This window comes from Pseudomonas sp. MM227 (assembly GCF_947090715.1).
GTDB classification, from domain to species: Bacteria; Pseudomonadota; Gammaproteobacteria; order Pseudomonadales; family Pseudomonadaceae; genus Aquipseudomonas; species Aquipseudomonas baltica.
Genome location: NZ_OX352319.1, coordinates 1,194,249 through 1,212,941 on the forward strand (window position 1 = coordinate 1,194,249; position 18,693 = coordinate 1,212,941).

The window sequence follows — 18,693 nt, forward strand, 5'->3', positions numbered from 1 at the left end:
CCCAATGACTCGAGGTCGTCGCCCAAAACGCAAGCCGGTCGCCGAGATGAACGTGGTGCCCTACATCGACGTGATGTTGGTACTGCTGGTCATCTTCATGGTCACCGCTCCGATGATCAACCAAGGTGTGAAGGTCGATCTGCCCAAGGTTTCCAGCGAAGCGTTGCCGCAGGACAACAACACTCAGGTGCTCACCATTTCCATCAAGGCCGACAAGACCTACTACTGGAACGTCGGCAAGGAAGTAGACACTGAAAAGCAGCAGGACAAGGCCATGACGCTGGCGCAGATGACCCAGGCCGCCACCGCGATCATCAACCAGGGCAATGCCAGCGGCAAGAAGACCCAGGTCTTCATTCGCGGTGACAAGACCGTGGATTACGGGGCTGTCATGGGCGCCATGGGTGGTTTGCAGCAGGCAGGTGTCGGTAACGTTGGCTTGATTACCGAGGCCCCCTGATGCGAAAGCGAGAGCATTCAGCCTCGGAAAGCTTCTTCTGGCCCACGGTCTGGGCGGTAGCCCTGCACGTGCTGATCTTCGGGATGCTGTTCGTCAGTTTCGCCATGACGCCCGAACTGCCTGAAGCGCGACCCATCGTGCAGGCTACGCTCTATCAGCTCAAGTCCAAGAGCCAGGCCACCACCCAGACCAACCAGAAACTGGCGGGCGAGGCGAAGAAGTCTGCTGCGCGGCAGACCGAAGTCGAGCAGATGGAGACCAAGAAGCTGGAGCAGGAAGCCATCAAGGCCGCGGAACAAAAGAAAGAGGAAACCGCTCAAAAGGCCGAAGCGGCGAAGAAGGCCGACGAAGCCAAGAAGTCCGATGCTGCCGCCAAGGCGGAAGCCGCCTCTGCAGCAGCGGCCAAGGCTGAGGCGGCCAAGGCCGAAGCCGCTGAAAAAGCGGCCGAAGCCAAGAAGAGCGAGCTGGCCGATATCGCCAAGAAGAAGGCCGAGCAGGAAGAGGCGAAGAAGGAGGCAGCCGAGGACGCGAAGAAGAAGGCTGCCGAGGACGCCAAGAAAAAGGCCGCCGAAGACGCGAAGAAGAAAGCCGAAGACGACGCCAAGAAGGCCACCGCGGCCGAGGAAGCGAAGAAGAAGGCCGCCGAGGACGCGAAGAAGAAGGCTGCGGCCGATGCCGCGAAGAAGAAGGCTCAGGACGCAGCTCGCAAGGCAGCGGAGGACAAGAAGGCGCAGGCATTGGCCGATCTGCTTTCCGACAAGCCTGAACGCCAGCAGGCGCTCGCCGACGAGCAGGGTGATGAGGTCGCGGGCAACTTCGACGATCTGATCCGCTCGCGAGCAGCCGAAGGGTGGGCGCGTCCGCCTTCGGCACGCAAGAACATGACCGTGGTATTGCAGATCAACATGTTGCCCGATGGTACCGTCACCAATGTCAGCGTCTCACGCTCCAGTGGCGATGGTCCCTTCGACAGTTCGGCGGTTGCTGCGGTCAAGAACATTGGCCGTTTAACGGAAATGCAGGGTTTGAAACCAGCTGACTTCAACCCCTATCGTTCCTTCAAGATGACATTTACACCTGAGGATCTTGCCTTGTGATTACCCTTCTTCGAGGACTGCTCGTCGTCCTTTGCTGCGCAGCCGGCATGGCCTCTGCGGACGAAAAGAACATTCTGGTCACCAGCGGTGCCGACCGTGCCACGCCGATTGCCGTCGTGCCGTTCGGTTTCCAGGGCGGCAGCGTGTTGCCTGACAACATTGCCGAGATCGTCGGCAACGACCTGCGCAACTCGGGCTACTACGCACCCATTCCACCGCAGAACATGATCAGCCAGCCTTCCCAGGCCAGCGAAGTCATCTACCGCGACTGGCAGGCGCTGGGTGCCCAGTACGTCATGGTCGGCAGCATCACGCCGGCCGGCGGCCGCTTGCAGGTGCAATACGCGCTGCTTAACGTCAATACCCAGCAACAGGTGTTGACCGGCAGCGTCTCGGGCACCACCGACCAGCTGCGTGACATGGCCCACTTCATCTCCGATCAGTCGTTCGAGAAGCTGACCGGGATCAAGGGTGCGTTCTCCACGCGCATGCTCTACGTGACCGCCGAACGGGCCGGCACCAATGCCACCCGTTACACCCTGCAGCGTTCGGACTACGACGGCGCCCGTGCGGTGACCCTGTTGCAGTCGCGCGAGCCGATCCTGTCGCCACGCTACTCGCCCAACGGCCGCAACATTGCCTATGTATCGTTCGAACAGCGCCGTCCGCGGATCTTCCTGCAGAACGTCGACACCGGCCGCCGCGAGCAGTTGACCAACTTCGAAGGCCTCAACGGTGCACCGGCGTTCTCGCCGGACGGCAATCGCCTGGCGCTGGTGCTGTCCAAGGACGGCAACCCGGAGATCTACGTGATGAACCTGGCGTCGCGCGCGCTGACCCGCGTGACCAACAGCCCGGCCATCGACACCGAACCCTTCTGGGGCAAGGATGGTTCGACCCTGTACTTCACGTCGGACCGTGGCGGCAAGCCACAGATCTACAAGACCAGCACATCCGGTGGCGCCAATGCCGAGCGTGTGACGTTCGTGGGCAACTACAATGCCAACCCGAAACTTTCGGCTGACGAAAAGACCCTTGTAATGATCCATCGGCAAGATGGTTTCACCAATTTCAAGGTGGCGGCGCAGGACCTGGAGCGCGGAAGCGTAAAGATCCTCACAGATTCAACTCTTGATGAGTCACCTACTGTTGCGCCCAACGGCACCATGGTAATCTACGCCACCCGCCAGCAGGGCCGGGGAGTCTTGATGCTCGTGTCGCTAAACGGCCGCGTGAGGCTCCCGCTTCCTACCGCTCAAGGCGAAGTCAGAGAACCGTCCTGGTCCCCTTACCTGAACTGACGCGGCGTAATACGTTGTACTTAACACATTGGGGTTCATTAGGAGTTTCACGATGGAAATGCTGAAGTTTGGTAAGTTCGCTGCGCTGGCCCTGGCCTTGTCCGTAGCTGTAGGTTGCTCGTCCAAAGGCGGCGAAGATGCCGGTCAAGGCGGCGCTGCTGTCGACCCTAACGCTGGTTACGGCGCAAACACCGGTGCCGTTGACGGTTCCCTGAGCGAAGAAGCTGCTCTGCGCGCTATCACCACGTTCTACTTCGAATACGACAGCTCGGACCTGAAGCCAGAAGCCATGCGCGCTCTGGACGTTCACGCCAAGGACTTGAAAGCCAACGGCGCTCGCGTCGTCCTGGAAGGTAACACCGACGAGCGCGGTACTCGCGAGTACAACCTGGCACTGGGCGAGCGTCGTGCCAAGGCCGTTCAGCGTTACCTGGTACTGCAAGGCGTTTCGCCAGCCCAGCTGGAACTGGTTTCCTACGGTGAAGAGCGTCCAGTGGCTACTGGCAACGACGAGCAGTCGTGGGCTCAGAACCGTCGCGTCGAACTGCGTAAGTAATTCGTCATGCGAACGTGCCGTCGTGCTGTAACTGTTCTGGCTTTCGCCCTGCCTGTGATGGCTTGGGGCGCGGTGCCTGTGGTCGATAGCAACAACAATGGAGGCTACGGTAACAGTGGCGCCGTTGGTGGCAGCTATCCGCCCTCAGGTTACGGTACGAACGGCGCCTCGGCCGGGACAGTCGCGCAAGCGCCTGTCTCGGCTCAGGGCGAGCTGTTCATGCAACTGCAGCAAATGCAGGAAGACATCGCACGTCTGCGAGGTCAGGTCGAAGTCCAGCAGAACGATATCCAGCGCCTGAAACAGGAAGGGCTCGAGCGGTATCAGGAACTCGATCGTCGGATTGGCTCGGGGGTTGCACCTGCACCCAGTGCCCAACCGGATAATTCTTCAGCCAGCGGCGCGTCCAGCGGCGCTGGTGCTTCATCGGCTGCCGGCCAGTCGTCCGCAGGCGCAGAGCCTGGCGATCCGGCCAAGGAGAAGCTGTATTACGATGCAGCCTTCGACCTGATCAAGGCCAAGGATTTCGACAAGGCCAGCCAGGCCTTCGCCGCGTTCCTGCGCAAATACCCGAACAGCCAGTATGCGGGCAATGCCCAATACTGGCTGGGCGAGGTCAACCTTGCCAAGGGTGACCTGCAGGGCGCAGGCCAGGCTTTCGCCAAGGTCAGCCAGCTCTATCCCAAGCACAACAAGGTGCCGGATTCGCTCTACAAGCTGGCCGACGTCGAGCGCCGCTTGGGCCATACCGACCGAGTCAAAGGCATTCTGCAGCAGGTTGTGACCCAATATCCGGGCACGTCCGCTGCGCAGTTGGCGCAGAAAGACCTGCAAAGATTGTGAAGCCTGCCATGTGATTCGAAGAAACCCGCGCCTGTCGCGGGTTTTTTCGTTAGAATTTGCCGCCATTTTATGAACACGCTTCCTTAGGCCGCGCGATCGCGGGCCGCCTGAAGTGCCCAACGGAGGCGGTCAGCCTGTTTCGCTGTCACGCCCGTGGACCCTATGCAAGACACACTACGTATTACCGAAGTCTTCTACTCGTTGCAGGGTGAGACGCGGACCGCCGGCTTGCCCACGGTTTTCGTACGCCTGACCGGTTGCCCTTTGCGCTGCCAATATTGCGACAGCGCCTACGCGTTCAGTGGGGGAACCCAGCGCACGCTCGACTCGCTCATGGAGCAGGTGGCCAGCTACAAGCCCCGTTATGTGTGCGTCACCGGAGGCGAGCCGTTGGCTCAGCCCAATGCCATCCCGTTGATGCAGCGGCTTTGCGATGCCGGCTATGAAGTTTCCGTGGAAACCAGCGGCGCACTCGACATCAGCGCGGTCGACACCCGCGTCAGTCGCGTGCTCGACTTGAAGACACCGGGTTCTCTCGAAGTCCATCGCAACCGTTACGAGAACATCGAGCTGCTGACCCGCAACGACCAGGTCAAGTTCGTCCTGTGCTCGCGCGAAGACTATGACTGGGCCGTGTCCAAGCTGATTCAGTACGGGCTGGACGGTCGTGCCGGCGAAGTGCTGTTCTCGCCGAGCAAGGATCAACTGCGCGCTACCGATCTGGCTGACTGGATCGTGGCCGACAACCTGCCGGTGCGCCTGCAGATGCAGCTGCACAAACTTCTTTGGAACGACGAGCCGGGGCGCTGAGATGAACCATACCCAACACGAGAAAAAGGCAGTCATTCTGCTTTCCGGCGGCCTGGATTCCGCCACTGTCGTGGCGATGGCCAAGGCCCAGGGCTATGCCTGCTATACCATGAGCTTCGACTATGGCCAGCGCCATCGGGCCGAGCTCGATGCCGCGGCACGTGTGGCGCGGGACCTGGGCGTGATACAGCACAAGGTCATCGGGCTCGACCTGGATGGCATGGGCGGCTCGGCACTGACCGACACCTCGATCGACGTCCCGGAAACCTTGGGTGAGGGCATTCCGGTCACCTACGTTCCAGCTCGCAACACGGTGTTTCTGTCATTGGCCCTGGGTTGGGCCGAAGTGCTCGAAGCGCGCGACATCTTCATCGGCGTCAATGCGGTGGACTATTCGGGCTATCCGGATTGTCGACCCGAGTTCATCGAGGCTTTCGAGCGTCTGGCCAACCTGGCCACCAAGGCGGGAGTGGAAGGCAATGGCTTCACCATACAGGCACCGCTGCAGAACATGAGCAAGGCTGACATCGTCAAGGCAGGCGTGGCGCTGGGTGTGGACTATGGCCTGACAGTGTCGTGCTACCAGGCCGATGATCAGGGCCAGGCCTGTGGCAAGTGCGACAGCTGCCGCCTGCGTGCCGAGGGCTTCGCTGCGGCAGGTGTGAGCGATCCGACACGCTATTTTTGATTTATTTTCTGTAGGGTGTTGAATTACCGAAAGAATTCGGTATTATACGCCCCACGAAACGGGTCGTTAGCTCAGTTGGTAGAGCAGTTGGCTTTTAACCAATTGGTCGTAGGTTCGAATCCCACACGACCCACCATTTCGAAACCCGCAGCTTGCAAAGGCTGCGGGTTTTTTTATGCCCGTGATTCGGCGCTGGTGCCTGCCACGTCTATAAGGCTTTGCTAACGGCTGGTTTCTCTGTAGCCTGCGCCAGCCCTCAAAAGCCTCACGAAAGCCAGGGCATATACTCCCAGGCCTTGTCGGCCCGGCCTATACTCGACTCTCGCGCATCAGCGCCCGCAGGTCTTGCCCCATGACGCAGATATCCGAACGCCTTCTGGTCCAGGCTCACCTGGATGCCAAGCAGCCCCGGCCTCTGACACCGGAACAGGAAGCCGACTATCGTGCTGCCATCGCCGCCGAGCTCAAGGCTCAGGATGCGGTTCTGGTTGCCCACTACTACTGCGATCCCGTGATCCAGGCATTGGCCGAGGAAACCGGTGGCTGCGTCTCCGACTCGCTGGAGATGGCGCGCTTTGGCAATCAGCATCCGGCCCGAACGGTGCTGGTGGCAGGTGTCAGGTTCATGGGCGAAACGGCGAAGATTCTCAATCCGGAAAAGCGTGTGCTGATGCCTACCCTGGAGGCGACCTGTTCGCTGGACCTGGGTTGCCCAGTGGACGCGTTCTCGGCCTTCTGCGACCAGCATCCCGAACGCACCGTGGTGGTTTACGCCAATACTTCGGCTGCGGTGAAAGCCCGTGCCGATTGGGTCGTGACGTCGAGTTGCGCGCTGGAGATTGTCGAGAGCCTGATGGACAACGGCGAGAAGATCATCTGGGCGCCCGACAAGCACTTGGGCAACTATATCCAGACCCACACCGGCGCGGACATGTTGATGTGGGACGGTGCCTGCATCGTCCACGAGGAGTTCAAGGCGCGGCAGTTGGCCGACATGCGGGCGCTGTACCCCGACGCCGCGATTCTGGTGCATCCCGAGTCGCCGGCCGAAGTGATCGCTCTGGCGGACGCCGTGGGTTCGACCAGCCAATTGATTGCCGCGGCCCGCACACTGCCGCAGCAGACCCTGATCGTGGCCACCGACCGCGGTATCTTCTACAAGATGCAGCAGGCAGTTCCCGGCAAGACCTTGATCGAGGCCCCTACGGCCGGCAACGGTGCCGCCTGTCGCAGTTGTGCGCATTGCCCGTGGATGGCCATGAACACCCTGCAGCGCACGCTGGAATGCCTGCGCGCGGGCAGCAACGAAATCACCGTGGACGCGGCGCTGATTCCCCAGGCCATTCGGCCGCTCAAGCGCATGCTGGACTTTACCCAGGCCGCGCGCCTGAAGCTGGCCGGTAACGCCTGATCAGAGGCTTTTGCCCAGCGCGACCACAGGCCGTTCGGACTTCGCCAGATCTAGCTTCGGCAACTCTGGCCGCGGACGGCCCAGTCGTTTGTTCAGTTCCAGCCATTCGGCCAGGGCCAGCATCAGGCCCGCGCCCACCAGCGCACTTGCGATCTGCATCGTTAGCTGGTCGTCGGCCAGGGCATTGGCCATGTCGGCCAACGGTGCCAGCACCACGCTGAGGCAGAAGACCTCGAGCGAATAACGTCCCATCAGCGCAACCTTGCGTGCCAGCAGATGATTCACCCACTCGCCCTGGGGTATCAGCTTGGCCACGCAGTAGGCAAGGGCCACGAAGTGCAAAAGCCGTGACGGCGAGAGGTTGGTCTTGTCGATGGGGTAGAGCAGTTCGCCAAACCAGCCGGGCACCAGCGCCTCGTGCAGCACCGGCCAGCGCCAGCCCAGGGCGACCAGCGCGCTGAATGTCACCAGTGTGGCGCACGCGAGAAACAGCGGCTGGCGGCCCAACGGGCGTGCCACCGCGACTGACGCGCGTGCCGCATGCAGCGCCGTGGCGCCACCCAGTACGAACAGCACTTGCCAGGCCAAGGGGTTGAAATACCACAGGCCGTTGTCGTGCGCCGGGATGTTCCAGCCCAGCCATTGCACTGCCAGGTACAACACCAGCGACAAGCCGATGGCCTGCGCTGGCCGCTTGATCAGCAGTGGCAGGACGATCGGCAGGCCGAGCAGCAACACGATGTACAGCGGCAAAGGGTCCATCAGGTTGGGTTTGAAGCGCAGCAGCAGTTCGTCGACCATGGCCTGTTGCGGGTTGGAGACGAAATAGGTGAGGTTCATTTCCTGGATCATGTCGCGCGTTTCGACGTGATTGTTGGCAACGAAAATGATGCCCATCAGCACCGCCAGGAGGAAGATGTGCACCACGTACAACACCCAGGCGCGGCGCAGTATGCGCACCGTGGCGACCAGGTAGCCGTCGCGCAGGGCGATCTTGCCGTAGGCCAGCACGGCTGCGTAGCCGGCGAGAAACACGAACACCTCCGCCGCATCGCTGAAGCCGAAGTTGCGCAGCGTGAAGCTGGCCAGTGGGTTTTGCGGTATGTGATCCCAGAAAATGAAGATCAACGCCAAACCTCGATAGAAATCGATCCGATGGTCTCGATCGTTAGTCATGGCGACAGGCTCTTGCGAATAGGAAGGATGTAGTAGGGATTGGGCACCGGGCATTACGGTTCCGTATCGGCGGCCATTATCGATCAGCGGCGCGGAGGTTGGCCGGTTTCGCAACGAATTGCAAAAGTTTGGCTATTACGGAATGTCACAAGGCTGAGTTGACGCAGCCCTTGTGGTCGCGGCGCAAGCTGTGTCCGGCCTCACCGCTTTCAGGCTCACCGTGCGCACCCATGACGCGGCTTGCGCCGCTGCTACAGGGATGGCTGGATCAGTTGTCGGCGCACTTCCGTGGTCTCTTCGCTCCAGTACACCGGTTTGCCTGCAATCAACGCCGCCACGGGCAGCCCGTCGCGGTACAGCACGCGGTTGCCCGGCAGCGCCGGCACACTTTTCTGGATCTGCAGGGGGTCGGCTCCGGGCAGTGGCAGCAGGGTACCGACCAGGTTCAACGGGTCGCTGGCCGTGATCGATACCAGGGTGCCATCGACCGGTCGCTTGCGCACCTCGCGCAGGGCTGGGATGGCCTCGGGCAGTGCGAACTGCTCACCGGACAAACCATCGATGAAACGCCCCCCGCGGATCTGCCCGCGTGCCTCCAGGCGCTGCAGCGCGCGCAACAGGTCGCGCCAGCTGGGCAGCCAGTCGGCTTCGCGTTGCAGCAGACGCCAGAACACCACGCCGTAGCGGCGCAGCAGCACCAGCGCGACCTGTTCCACGGCTTCATCGGGCGCGCAACCGGGCGCCTGCAGCAGAGCCCAGCGGCCGGCATCGTCCATGCCACCGATGAACGCGCCACGACCGCGGCGACTGCTGCGCGCCTGGCGTTTGCCGGCCGGGGTGATCAGCGCGCGCAGGCCGGCGAAGCTGTCGGCGTTCACGCGACCTGCAGCGACCAGCTCCTGCAAGGCGTTCTCGGCTTCGGTGCGCAGCAGGCGTGTCTGGTGGACCAAGTCGTCGAAAAACATGGCGCCTTGCGCGGCCAGGGTCTGCTCGAGCTTCTGCGCACGCATGGACAGTTCCTGCGGCTGGACTGCCGCAGCCAGGCTGCGCCACAAAGGCAGGCGCGCGCGCGGCAGCAGCACGATCGGCGTGTTGCGCAGGGTCGCACCCTTGCCACTGCTGGCCAGCCGCGCCCAGACCGTTTTGCCGCTGCGGCTGGCGCGGTCCAGCCACGACGGATCGTATCCGCGCAGTCGAGCCGGCAGCAGGTCGTTCTCCCAGGCGCTGGCCGGCGCGCTGTAGCCTTCGAGCTGGTCGAGCAATCGGCTCATTGCCGCTTCGCCTTGCAGGCGCGTACCGGGCGCAAGGCACTGCCAGTCGAGGAGGAAGCGCATGAACACTTGCAGGCTGACCGGTTCGATCTCGCGGCGCAGACGCTTCACCGTGTAGCGGTGGATGCGCGCCAGCAGGTGCCGTTCGCACCACTGGGTTTCCTCGAGGTGTGCGATAAACCGGCCACGCATGACGTAGCCCTGGTTTTCCAACACCAGCAGGGCTTGTTCGACGAGCGCGGGATGCAGGTTCAGCGGGGCGGCGATTTCACCCAGTCGCTGCGGGCCGAACCCGCTCAAGCGGGCGCGGATCAGTTCCAGTGTCGCTTCCTGCTTCGTCCACGTCTGCGCCAAGTGCGCGGGCATCCGCAATGCTGGCGACAGCTCGATACCCCCATAGATGGCCTGCAGGCAGGCCACCCGTTCCAGGGCCAGCCACAGGTGGCTGCCGTCGCCCAGGGTCAGGCGTGCCGCGCGACCTGTACCGGCCAGGGCCTTCAACAGCGGTAGCTCGCTGGCCCCAACCTCGCGTTCGGCCAATGCGCCCAGGCTCATCAACGCCTCGTGCATCTCGTCGTTGCTGACAGGGGAGGGCCATGCTTCGGCGGCCACTGCCGCGATGGCATCCTTGTCCAGTTCGCCCATGTCGTCCGCTGTGCGCGGTTCGTCCCAGCGCCGGTTGAGCACCGCCTGGGTACGTCGCTCTTCCAGCGGAGCGTCGTCGAGAAACGCATACGGCCTGGCATTGAGGATCGCTGCCGCCAGTGGCGAAGGGCGGGGCAGATCACGCTGGATGAGGCTGATCTGACCGGTTTCGATGCGCCGCAGCAGGGCCAGCCAGCCCTCGCTGTCCATGGCTTCGTGCAGGCAGTCGTCGAGGGTTTGCGCGACCAGCGGGTGGTCGGGAATCTTCCGTTCGCCGACGATGTTCTCCAGGCAGGCGATCTGGTCGGGGAATACCGTGGCGATCAGGTCCTCGCTTTTCATTCGCTGCAGCTGCGGGGCCACCTTGCGTCCGCCACTGTAGCGGGGCAGGGCCAGGGCCGTTGCGGCGTTCCAGCGCCAGCGCACGCCGAACAGCGGAGCGTCGAGCAGCGCCTGGGTCAATATCGATTCGGCGCTGTTGCTGTGCAGGTAGTGCCAGACCTCCTCCAAGGCGAAGCTGTGGCTGGTTGACAGGGATAGCACGATGGCATCTTCGCTGGCTGCCGCTTGCAGCTCGAAATTGAACGTGCGACAGAACCGCTTGCGCAGGGCCAGGCCCCAGGCCCGGTTGATGCGGCTGCCGAATGGCGTGTGGATGACCAGCTGCGTGGCACCCGAGGCATCGAAGAAACGCTCCATGATCAGCGTGTCCTGGGACGGCAGCGCGCCAAGCGCTTCGCGCGTACGGGAGAGATAATCGAGCAATTGCCCAGCGCTGTCCTGGGCCAGGTCGAGCGCGTCCTGCAGCCACGGCAGCACGGGCTCGGGTAGCCCGTCACTGAGCGCCAGGCGTTGGTCTATCAAGGCCTGCAGGCGCGCCACGCCCGCCGACAGCTCGGCGCTGCGTCCGGGCATTTCGCCGAGCCAGAAGGGAATGTTCGGCGCCTGACCGTGGGCATCTTCGACCCGTACCTTGCCGCCTTCGATGCGCAGGATGCGGTAGGAGCGATTGCCCAGCTGGAAGATGTCGCCAGCGAGGCTTTCCACGGCAAAATCCTCGTTGACGCTGCCGATGCTCAACGCCTGCGGCTCCAGCAGCACCGCATAGTCGGCGTTGTCGGCTATGGCGCCCCCGCTGGTGACCGCAGTCAACTTGCTGCCGCGCCGGCCGCGCAGGCTCTGGGTGACTGCATCACGGTGCAGATAGGCGGCGCGCACGCCCTGACGCCCGCTGTAACCTTCGGCCAACATGCGCAGCAACGCTTCATAGCGCGTATCGTCCAAGGCCGCATAGGGCGTTGCCTGGCGGAACATCTGCAGCAACGCCTGCTCTGGCCATTCCTGGCAGCTGACCTCGGCGATGATCTGCTGGGCCAGTACGTCCAGCGGCGCCTGGGGAATGCGCAGGATATCCAGTTCGCCGCGCCGCACGCAGTCCAGCAACGCTACGCATTCGATCAGGTCATCCCGAGAAATTGCAAACAGGCGGCCCTTGGGAATACCGCCGACGTGGTGGCCGGAACGGCCCACCCGTTGTAGAAACGCTGAAATGGAGCCGGGCGAGCCGATCTGGCAGACCAGGTCGACGTCACCGATGTCGATGCCCAGCTCCAGCGAGGCCGTGGCGACCAGCACCTGCAGGTCGCCACGCTTGAGCCGTTGTTCGGCATCCAGACGCTGCTCCTTCGCCAGGCTGCCATGGTGCGCCGCCACCTGCTCGCGCCCGAGCCGCTCGCTCAGATGGCGCGCCAGACGCTCGGCCAGACGCCGGGTATTGACGAACACCAGGGTGGTCCGGTGCGCCTGGGCAAGCTCGGCCAGGCGGTTGTAGACCAACTCCCAGACGTCATTGGGCATGACCGCCGCCAGCGGCACTGCGGGCACTTCGATGGCCAGGTCGCGGGGGCGGGCGTGACCGATGTCGACGATCGAACACATCCGCTGCGCACCGACCAGGAACTGCGCCACCTGAGCGATCGGCTTTTGCGTGGCGGACAGGCCGATACGTCGCAGCGGCTTGCTGCACAGTGCCTGCAGACGCTCCAGGCTCAAGGCCAGATGGCTGCCACGCTTGCTGCCGGCCACTGCATGGATCTCATCGACGATCACCGTGCCGACATCCGCGAGCATGCGGCGGCCGGAGTCGGATCCGAGCAGCACATAGAGCGATTCGGGCGTGGTAACCAGGATGTGCGGAGGGTGCCGGCGCATGGCGGCCCGCTCTTTCTGCGGCGTATCGCCGGTACGTACCCCGGCGATGAGGGTCAGCGCAGGCAGGTCCATGCCGGCCAATTGCGCGGCAATACCCTGCAGTGGACGTTGCAGGTTTAGCTGGATGTCGTTGGACAAGGCCTTGAGCGGTGAGACGTACAGCACCAGGGTGCGTCGCGGCAGCTCGCCTCCTTGCGCGAGGCCCAGTTGCACCAGCTCGTCGAGAACGGCCAGGAAGGCCGTCAGGGTCTTGCCCGAGCCGGTGGGTGCGGCGATCAGGGTCGAGTGGCCCTGCTGGATCAACGGCCAGGCCTGGGCCTGGGCGGGAGTGACGGCAGCAAATTGCCGGCGGAACCAGGCGCTTACTGCCGGATGGAAGTTGGCCAGTGCCGAATCGTGTTGTGCAGGTAGGTTCATGATCTATTGATGGGGAACGCGCAGCGAAGTTGCAACCGGCAGGGGGCCGCAGGTGCATTGCCGCAACCCACAAAAAAGGGCGACTCGCGTCGCCCTCGATCAAGCCCGTTGCATTCAACCGCGACGGCGCAGCGCTTCGATACGGTCTTCCAGTGGCGGGTGGGTCATGAGCAGGCCGGCCAGGCCATGCTTGAGTCCACCGTTGATGCCGAAGGCGTTCAGCGAGTCGGGCATCTGCACGGGAACGCCCTGCTCGGAGCGCAGGCGCTGCAGCGCACCGATCATCGCGTTGGTGCCGGCCAGCCGGGCACCGGCTTCGTCGGCGCGGAACTCACGGCGACGCGAGAACCACATGACGATGACGCTGGCCAGGATACCCAGTACCAGTTCGGCGACGATGGTCGCGATGTAGTAGGCGATGCCCTGGCCTTGCTCGTTCTTGAAGATCACCTTGTCGACGAAATTGCCGATGATTCGAGCGAAGAACATCACGAAGGTGTTCACCACGCCCTGCACCAGCGCCAGGGTGACCATGTCGCCGTTGGCCACGTGGCCGATCTCGTGGGCCAGCACCGCCTTGACTTCGTCGGGGGAGAAACGCTCGAGCAGGCCCTGGCTGACGGCCACCAGGGCGTCGTTCTTGTTCCAGCCGGTGGCGAAGGCGTTGGCCTCGTAGGCCGGGAAGATGCCGACTTCGGGCATCTTGATGCCTGCCTCGCGCGACAGCTCCTCGACGGTCTGCAGCAGCCATTGTTCGTGACGGGTGCGCGGTTGGGTGATGATCTGCGTGCCGGTGCTCATCTTCGCCATCCACTTGGAGATGAACAGCGAGAACAGCGAACCGGCGAAGCCGAACACGGCGCAGAAGATCAGCAGCTGATTGAGGTTCAGATCCACCCCGTTGGCCGCCATGAACCCATTGAAGCCAAACAGGCTCAGGGTAATGCTGGCAATCAGCACAACCGCAAGGTTAGTGGCCAGAAACAGCAAGATGCGCATCATGGTTGTAACGTTCTCCTGACGGATAGAAGTGTTGCGTATGCGCTATATAAGGCCCGAGCCCGGTCGATTCAACCGGGGGACTATTTCAAACTGTGTATATGCGCACGGACACTTGAATACGTTCGGTTTTTACTGGCGATAATTCTTCAGGAAGCGGCCGATGCGACCGATGGCCTGCTCGAGGTCGTCGACCCGCGGCAGCGTCACTACCCGGAAATGGTCCGGGTTGGGCCAGTTGAACGCCGTGCCCTGGACCACCAGCAGCTTTTCCGACAACAGCAGGTCGAGCACGAACTTCTCGTCGTTGAGGATCGGGCAGACCTTGGGATCGATGCGCGGGAAGGCGTAAAGCGCACCCATGGGCTTGACGCAGCTGACGCCGGGAATGTCGTTGAGCAGCTCCCAGGTGCGGTTGCGCTGTTCCAGCAGGCGACCGTTGGGCAGCACCAGGTCGTTGATGCTCTGGTAGCCGCCCAGCGCGGTCTGGATCGCGTGCTGGCTCGGCACGTTGGCGCACAGGCGCATGTTGGCGAGGATGTCGATGCCTTCGATGTAGCTCTGGGCGTTGTGCTTGGGCCCCGAAATGGCGATCCAGCCGGAACGGAAACCGGCCACGCGGTAGGATTTGGACAGGCCGTTGAAGGTCAGGCACAACAGGTCCGGGGCCAGCGAGGCGGTGCAGATGTGTACGGCATCGTCGTAGAGGATCTTGTCGTAGATCTCGTCGGAAAACACCACGAGGTTGTGCTGGCGAGCGATTTCCAGCATGCCCAGCAGCACTTCCCTGGAATACACGGCGCCGGTGGGGTTGTTCGGATTGATGATCACCATGGCCTTGGTGTTGGGGGTGATCTTGGCCTTGATATCGTCCAGGTCTGGCCACCAGTTGGCCTGCTCGTCGCAGAGGTAGTGCACGGCATGGCCGCCGGCCAGGCTGACCGAGGCTGTCCACAGCGGGTAGTCGGGCGCCGGGATCAGCACTTCGTCGCCATTGTTGAGCAAGGCCTGCAGCGACATGACGATCAGCTCGGAGACGCCGTTGCCCAGGTAGATGTCCTCGATGCCGACCCCTTCCACCTGCTTCTGCTGGTAGTACTGCATGACCGCCTTGCGCGCACTGAACAGGCCCTTGGAGTCGCTGTAGCCCTGGGCGGTGGGCAGGTTGCGGATGACATCCTGAAGAATTTCCACGGGTGCCTCGAAACCGAACGGCGCCGGGTTGCCGATGTTCAGCTTGAGGATGCGGTGGCCTTCCTCTTCCAGGCGCTTGGCGTGCTTGAGCACCGGCCCGCGGATGTCATAGCAGACGTTGGCGAGCTTGTTCGATTTGCTGAACTGCATGGTGAGGTCCCGAAAGATGGCAAGGCCCGCGCCGGCCCTGATGATGAAAAAAACGATTCGCTGCAACGCGGGTGACAGATTGCTGTCCAAAGGCGCAATCATACGTGCCGCCTGATCGTTGCAAAAGACACAGATCGGGCTTTTTGAACTGCCGAGGTGTACCGATGGGCAAGCTCACGCGAAGCGAAGAAGAATGGAAGAAAATGCTCGATCCCGAGCAGTACAATGTCTGTCGCCTGAGCGCGACCGAGCGGCCTTTCACGGGCAAGTACAACGACTTCAAGGGTGACGGCATCTTCACCTGCGTCGGCTGCGAAGAGCCGTTGTTCGACTCGCGCAGCAAATTCGATTCCGGCTGCGGCTGGCCGAGTTTCTCCGCACCGATCGGCGAGCAGGCGATGGTCGAGATCCGCGATACCACCCACGGCATGGTCCGTACCGAGGTCAAATGCGCTACGTGCGACTCGCACCTGGGTCACGTGTTTCCCGACGGCCCGGCCCCGACCGGCCTGCGCTACTGCATCAACTCGGTGTGCCTGGACTTCCAGCCGCGGGCCGACCAGCCGGCATGACCTCTGACAAGAAAGCGACCATGAGCAAAGATCTTCTTTCCATCCCGTGCATCACTCTGGACGGCCAGCACAAGACCATCGGCGATTTTGCCGGCAAGGTCCTGCTGGTGGTCAACACGGCCAGCCAGTGTGGCTTTACGCCACAGTACAAGGGGTTGGAGGAGCTGTGGCAGACGTATCGCAAGCAGGGCCTGGTGGTGCTGGGATTCCCCTGCAACCAGTTCGGCAATCAGGAGCCCGGCGATACCCTGGACATCGTGCAGTTCTGCGAGAAGAACTTCGGCGTGAGCTTCCCGATGTTTCGCAAGATCGACGTCAATGGCGACCTGACCCATCCGCTGTTCGTGCAGCTGAAGAGGCGCGCACCGGGGCTGTTCGGGTCTGAGAAGGTGAAATGGAATTTCACCAAGTTTCTGGTGGCGGCCGACGGCAGTGTCAAACGCTTCGCACCGCTGACCAAACCCGCCGCGCTGGCCCACGAGATCGAAATGGCGCTGCGCTGAACCTGGAAATAGCGCTGCGCTGAACCTGATTGCTATTCAGGTACCCACTGGTCGATCAGCATGACCAGTTCCTCTCGGCGGAACGGCTTGGCCAGATAGTCGCTCATGCCCGCCGCGCGGCAGCGCTCGCGTTCTTCGGGCATGGCATTGGCCGTCAGCGCCACGATCGGCAGCTGCGGCCAGCGCCCGCTTCGACGAATCTGCCGGCTGGCTTCGTAGCCATCCATGACCGGCATGTTGCAGTCCATCAGCACCAGGTCGAACTCGTGCTTCTCCAGCTCGCTGAGTGCCTCGCCACCGTGCGCGGCCACGGTGACCTCGCACCCCAGCTTGCTCAGCATGCCTTTGGCCACCAGCTGATTCACCGGGTTGTCCTCCACCAGCAGGATGCGTGCCCGCCGTTGCGCGCTGCGCCGGTTGGCCAGGTGGTCGAGCGCGGTGGGTTCGTCACCCACCAGGCTGCGGCGCAACGCCTGATACAGTGCATTGCGTGCCAGCGGCCGGGCTTGTTGCTGCAACGGCATCAGCGCGTTGGCCTGCTCGGTGGGCAGGAAGTTGCCGTAGGCGGTCACCAGCAGAATCGGTGCCTGGATACCGGGACGCAGGCCGAACAGGCAGTCCAGGCTGTCGGTGACGACCAGGTCTGGAGTGATATTGGTAAGGTCCGCGCCCAGGTCGTAGCGCTGGTAATCGATGCCCCATAGCGGCAGCAGATCGTGCAACAGTTCTGCCAGGCCGCTGCCGGCGTGCCCGACCAGCAACACCTGGCCACGCAGCAACGGCGGAACGTAGGCCGGACTGTGCGCCATGAGCGGCAGGTCGGCATAGAACTGGCTGCCGAAACCGGCTTCCGAGCTGATGCTCAAGCGCCCCTGCATGGCCTCGCAAAGGTTGTTGGTCAGGGCCAGGCCCAGGCCCGTGCCGCCGAACTGCCGGGTGATGCCGGCGCCGGCCTGGGTGAAGGGCTGGAAAATCTTGACCTGCGCTTCCTGGGCGATCCCGATCCCGGTGTCACTGACTTCGATGCGCACGCCTCCCGGGCGGGTGTAGAGGCGCACGTCGACACGGCCGAAGCGGGTGAACTTCAGCGCATTGGACAACAGGTTGCTGACGATCTGCCGTACCCGGGTCGGGTCGCCCAGGACCAGCGCGGGAAAATGCGGATCGATCAGGCAGGTCAGCTCGACGCTGGGCGCCGCGTTCTGCGACAGCAGGTTGGCGGTGTCTTCGATCAGTGCGCCGAGGTCGAAGGGGATGCGCTCCAGCTCCAACTGCCCGGCGTCGAACTTGGACAGGTCGAGGATATCGTTGAGCAACTCGACCAGCACCTTGCCCGAATCGTGCGCGATGGACAGCTGCTGACGCTGCTCGGCGTTGAGCGGGCTGTCCAGCGACAGGGCAATCATGCCCAGCAGGCCGTTGAGCGGGGTACGAATCTCATGACTCATGTTGGCCAGGAACGAGGCGCGCGCCTGGGCCATGTCCAGCGCCGTGCGACGGGCCTTTTCCAATTCTTCGTTGGACATGCTCAGGCGCGTATTGCTGGCCTTGAGCTCGGTGGTCCGCGCCGACACGATGTTTTCCAGCTCACCCAGGTACTCGGTCAAGCGATTCTCGGCACTGCGCCGCTGCTGGATCTCTGTGGCCATGCTGATGAACTGCTGGTTGGCGACCTTCACCAGCACGCCGATCTCGTCGTGCTCGTGGCCCGGCGGGTAGTCCAGGCGCGCGGGCTTGGGCTGGTGCGGATCGCTGCTGCTCAAGGCGCGGATGACCCGGTTGAGGGGCTTGGTCAGCATCAGGTAGAAAAAGCCAAGCAGCATGCCGGTGAGCAGCGCCGTGCGCAGGAAGCCGCTGGCCAGGGTGATTTCGGCGCGGCGCAGGAAACGGTTGCCGATGGCGAAGGTGTCGACGCTCAGTTGCAGGGTGCCCAGGCGGTCGTTGGGCATGTGCGACAGAAACAGGGAGTCTTCGTACTGGCGCTGGGCGTCGAAGAGTATGTCGCTGAGGAAGCGGTAGCTGCTTTCCAGGCGCGGTCGCTGCACGCTGGCGAGCACGTTGCCGTTGTTGTCCGTCAGCCGCGCGCCGGTGATCGACTCCGACTGCAGCAGGCCCAGGGTGAGTTCCTTGGCGAGTTCGGCATCGATGTTGTAGGCGATGCGCGAGGCCGGGTTGTGACTGATTTCAAGCAGCGAGCGCATCTGCCGATCGATGGCTTCGTTGACATTGGAATAATCGATGCCGATCTGGATAACACTGAGCAAAGCCCCCAGAATGAAGCCGACCAGTACCGTCAGGCGTGCTTGTTTATAGGACAGCCGCTGGGTGAATTTTATATCCATGGGTACTGGGCCAATTTCCATTCCGTGCGCAGGGCCAAAGCATGGAC

The 18,693-nt window shown here is 62.7% G+C and carries 15 protein-coding genes and 1 tRNA gene; 11 read left to right on the plus strand and 5 right to left on the minus strand.

Annotated features, from left to right (window positions below):
* Positions 1-4 precede the first annotated feature (4 nt).
* The 9 genes from tolR to nadA all read left to right on the plus strand — a co-directional run bounded on the left by tolR (position 5) and on the right by nadA (position 7,166).
* Positions 5-460 carry a protein TolR gene (tolR, locus tag ONG87_RS05370; protein WP_122479310.1) on the plus strand — a complete coding sequence of 152 codons (456 nt, stop codon included), beginning with the start codon at positions 5-7 and terminating at the stop codon, positions 458-460.
* Positions 457-1,557: a cell envelope integrity protein TolA gene (tolA, locus tag ONG87_RS05375; RefSeq protein WP_122479309.1), complete on the plus strand. Its 1,101-nt coding sequence runs from the start codon at positions 457-459 to the stop codon at positions 1,555-1,557. Before tolR ends, tolA begins: the two co-directional genes overlap by 4 nt.
* Positions 1,558-1,604: 47 nt before the next feature.
* Positions 1,605-2,858, plus strand: a complete 1,254-nt coding sequence (tolB, locus tag ONG87_RS05380) for a Tol-Pal system beta propeller repeat protein TolB (protein ID WP_197975749.1) — start codon at positions 1,605-1,607, stop codon at positions 2,856-2,858.
* Between the two features lie 52 nt (positions 2,859-2,910).
* Positions 2,911-3,414, plus strand: coding sequence for a peptidoglycan-associated lipoprotein Pal (gene pal, locus ONG87_RS05385; RefSeq protein WP_043187198.1), 504 nt, complete (start codon positions 2,911-2,913; stop codon positions 3,412-3,414).
* A gap of 6 nt (positions 3,415-3,420) precedes the next feature.
* The gene (ybgF, locus tag ONG87_RS05390; RefSeq protein WP_185793943.1) at positions 3,421-4,257 is read left to right on the plus strand and encodes a tol-pal system protein YbgF; all 837 of its coding nucleotides are present in this window, start codon (positions 3,421-3,423) and stop codon (positions 4,255-4,257) included.
* Positions 4,258-4,419: 162 nt separating this feature from the next.
* Complete coding sequence (queE, locus tag ONG87_RS05395) at positions 4,420-5,067, plus strand: 7-carboxy-7-deazaguanine synthase QueE (protein WP_122479306.1); 648 nt, start codon at positions 4,420-4,422, stop codon at positions 5,065-5,067.
* A gap of 1 nt (position 5,068) precedes the next feature.
* Positions 5,069-5,755, plus strand: a complete 687-nt coding sequence (gene queC / locus ONG87_RS05400) for a 7-cyano-7-deazaguanine synthase QueC (RefSeq protein ID WP_185793942.1) — start codon at positions 5,069-5,071, stop codon at positions 5,753-5,755.
* Between the two features lie 60 nt (positions 5,756-5,815).
* Positions 5,816-5,891 (plus strand) — tRNA-Lys (locus ONG87_RS05405).
* A gap of 216 nt (positions 5,892-6,107) precedes the next feature.
* Complete coding sequence (gene nadA, locus ONG87_RS05410) at positions 6,108-7,166, plus strand: quinolinate synthase NadA (protein ID WP_192053723.1); 1,059 nt, start codon at positions 6,108-6,110, stop codon at positions 7,164-7,166.
* On the opposite strand, the gene ONG87_RS05415 is transcribed toward nadA, so the two are convergent.
* The 4 genes from ONG87_RS05415 to ONG87_RS05430 form a co-directional block, all read right to left on the minus strand.
* Positions 7,167-8,342 carry an OpgC family protein gene (locus ONG87_RS05415; RefSeq protein ID WP_264382352.1) on the minus strand — a complete coding sequence of 392 codons (1,176 nt, stop codon included), beginning with the start codon at positions 8,340-8,342 and terminating at the stop codon, positions 7,167-7,169.
* Positions 8,343-8,593: 251 nt separating this feature from the next.
* Positions 8,594-12,886 (minus strand): DEAD/DEAH box helicase, encoded by a 4,293-nt coding sequence (locus ONG87_RS05420; protein ID WP_264382353.1) that lies wholly within the window; start codon positions 12,884-12,886, stop codon positions 8,594-8,596.
* Positions 12,887-13,000: 114 nt separating this feature from the next.
* Positions 13,001-13,888 (minus strand): protease HtpX, encoded by an 888-nt coding sequence (gene htpX / locus ONG87_RS05425; RefSeq protein ID WP_043187206.1) that lies wholly within the window; start codon positions 13,886-13,888, stop codon positions 13,001-13,003.
* Positions 13,889-14,017: 129 nt separating this feature from the next.
* A complete protein-coding gene (locus ONG87_RS05430; RefSeq protein ID WP_122479716.1) occupies positions 14,018-15,229 on the minus strand; it encodes a pyridoxal phosphate-dependent aminotransferase in 1,212 nt (403 codons plus the stop codon).
* Positions 15,230-15,393: 164 nt separating this feature from the next.
* On the opposite strand from ONG87_RS05430, the gene msrB reads away from it, so the two are divergent.
* Positions 15,394-15,801, plus strand: coding sequence for a peptide-methionine (R)-S-oxide reductase MsrB (gene msrB, locus ONG87_RS05435; RefSeq protein ID WP_122479301.1), 408 nt, complete (start codon positions 15,394-15,396; stop codon positions 15,799-15,801).
* 20 nt (positions 15,802-15,821) lie between these two features.
* Positions 15,822-16,304 (plus strand): glutathione peroxidase, encoded by a 483-nt coding sequence (locus ONG87_RS05440; RefSeq protein ID WP_264382354.1) that lies wholly within the window; start codon positions 15,822-15,824, stop codon positions 16,302-16,304.
* Positions 16,305-16,336: 32 nt separating this feature from the next.
* Here the strand turns inward: ONG87_RS05440 and ONG87_RS05445 are convergent, their stop codons facing one another.
* Positions 16,337-18,646, minus strand: coding sequence for a response regulator (locus ONG87_RS05445; RefSeq protein ID WP_264382355.1), 2,310 nt, complete (start codon positions 18,644-18,646; stop codon positions 16,337-16,339).
* Positions 18,647-18,693: the final 47 nt, after the last annotated feature.

Coding starts and splice junctions, on each gene's coding strand:
- ONG87_RS05430 (WP_122479716.1), bottom strand. CDS start 15,229: ATGCAGTTCAGCAAATCGAACAAGCTCGCCAACGTCTGCTATGACATC.
- ybgF (WP_185793943.1), top strand. CDS start 3,421: ATGCGAACGTGCCGTCGTGCTGTAACTGTTCTGGCTTTCGCCCTGCCT.
- queC (WP_185793942.1), top strand. CDS start 5,069: ATGAACCATACCCAACACGAGAAAAAGGCAGTCATTCTGCTTTCCGGC.
- nadA (WP_192053723.1), top strand. CDS start 6,108: ATGACGCAGATATCCGAACGCCTTCTGGTCCAGGCTCACCTGGATGCC.
- msrB (WP_122479301.1), top strand. CDS start 15,394: ATGGGCAAGCTCACGCGAAGCGAAGAAGAATGGAAGAAAATGCTCGAT.
- tolR (WP_122479310.1), top strand. CDS start 5: ATGACTCGAGGTCGTCGCCCAAAACGCAAGCCGGTCGCCGAGATGAAC.
- ONG87_RS05415 (WP_264382352.1), bottom strand. CDS start 8,342: ATGACTAACGATCGAGACCATCGGATCGATTTCTATCGAGGTTTGGCG.
- ONG87_RS05440 (WP_264382354.1), top strand. CDS start 15,822: ATGAGCAAAGATCTTCTTTCCATCCCGTGCATCACTCTGGACGGCCAG.
- ONG87_RS05420 (WP_264382353.1), bottom strand. CDS start 12,886: ATGAACCTACCTGCACAACACGATTCGGCACTGGCCAACTTCCATCCG.
- pal (WP_043187198.1), top strand. CDS start 2,911: ATGGAAATGCTGAAGTTTGGTAAGTTCGCTGCGCTGGCCCTGGCCTTG.
- queE (WP_122479306.1), top strand. CDS start 4,420: ATGCAAGACACACTACGTATTACCGAAGTCTTCTACTCGTTGCAGGGT.
- htpX (WP_043187206.1), bottom strand. CDS start 13,888: ATGATGCGCATCTTGCTGTTTCTGGCCACTAACCTTGCGGTTGTGCTG.
- tolB (WP_197975749.1), top strand. CDS start 1,605: ATGGCCTCTGCGGACGAAAAGAACATTCTGGTCACCAGCGGTGCCGAC.
- ONG87_RS05445 (WP_264382355.1), bottom strand. CDS start 18,646: ATGGATATAAAATTCACCCAGCGGCTGTCCTATAAACAAGCACGCCTG.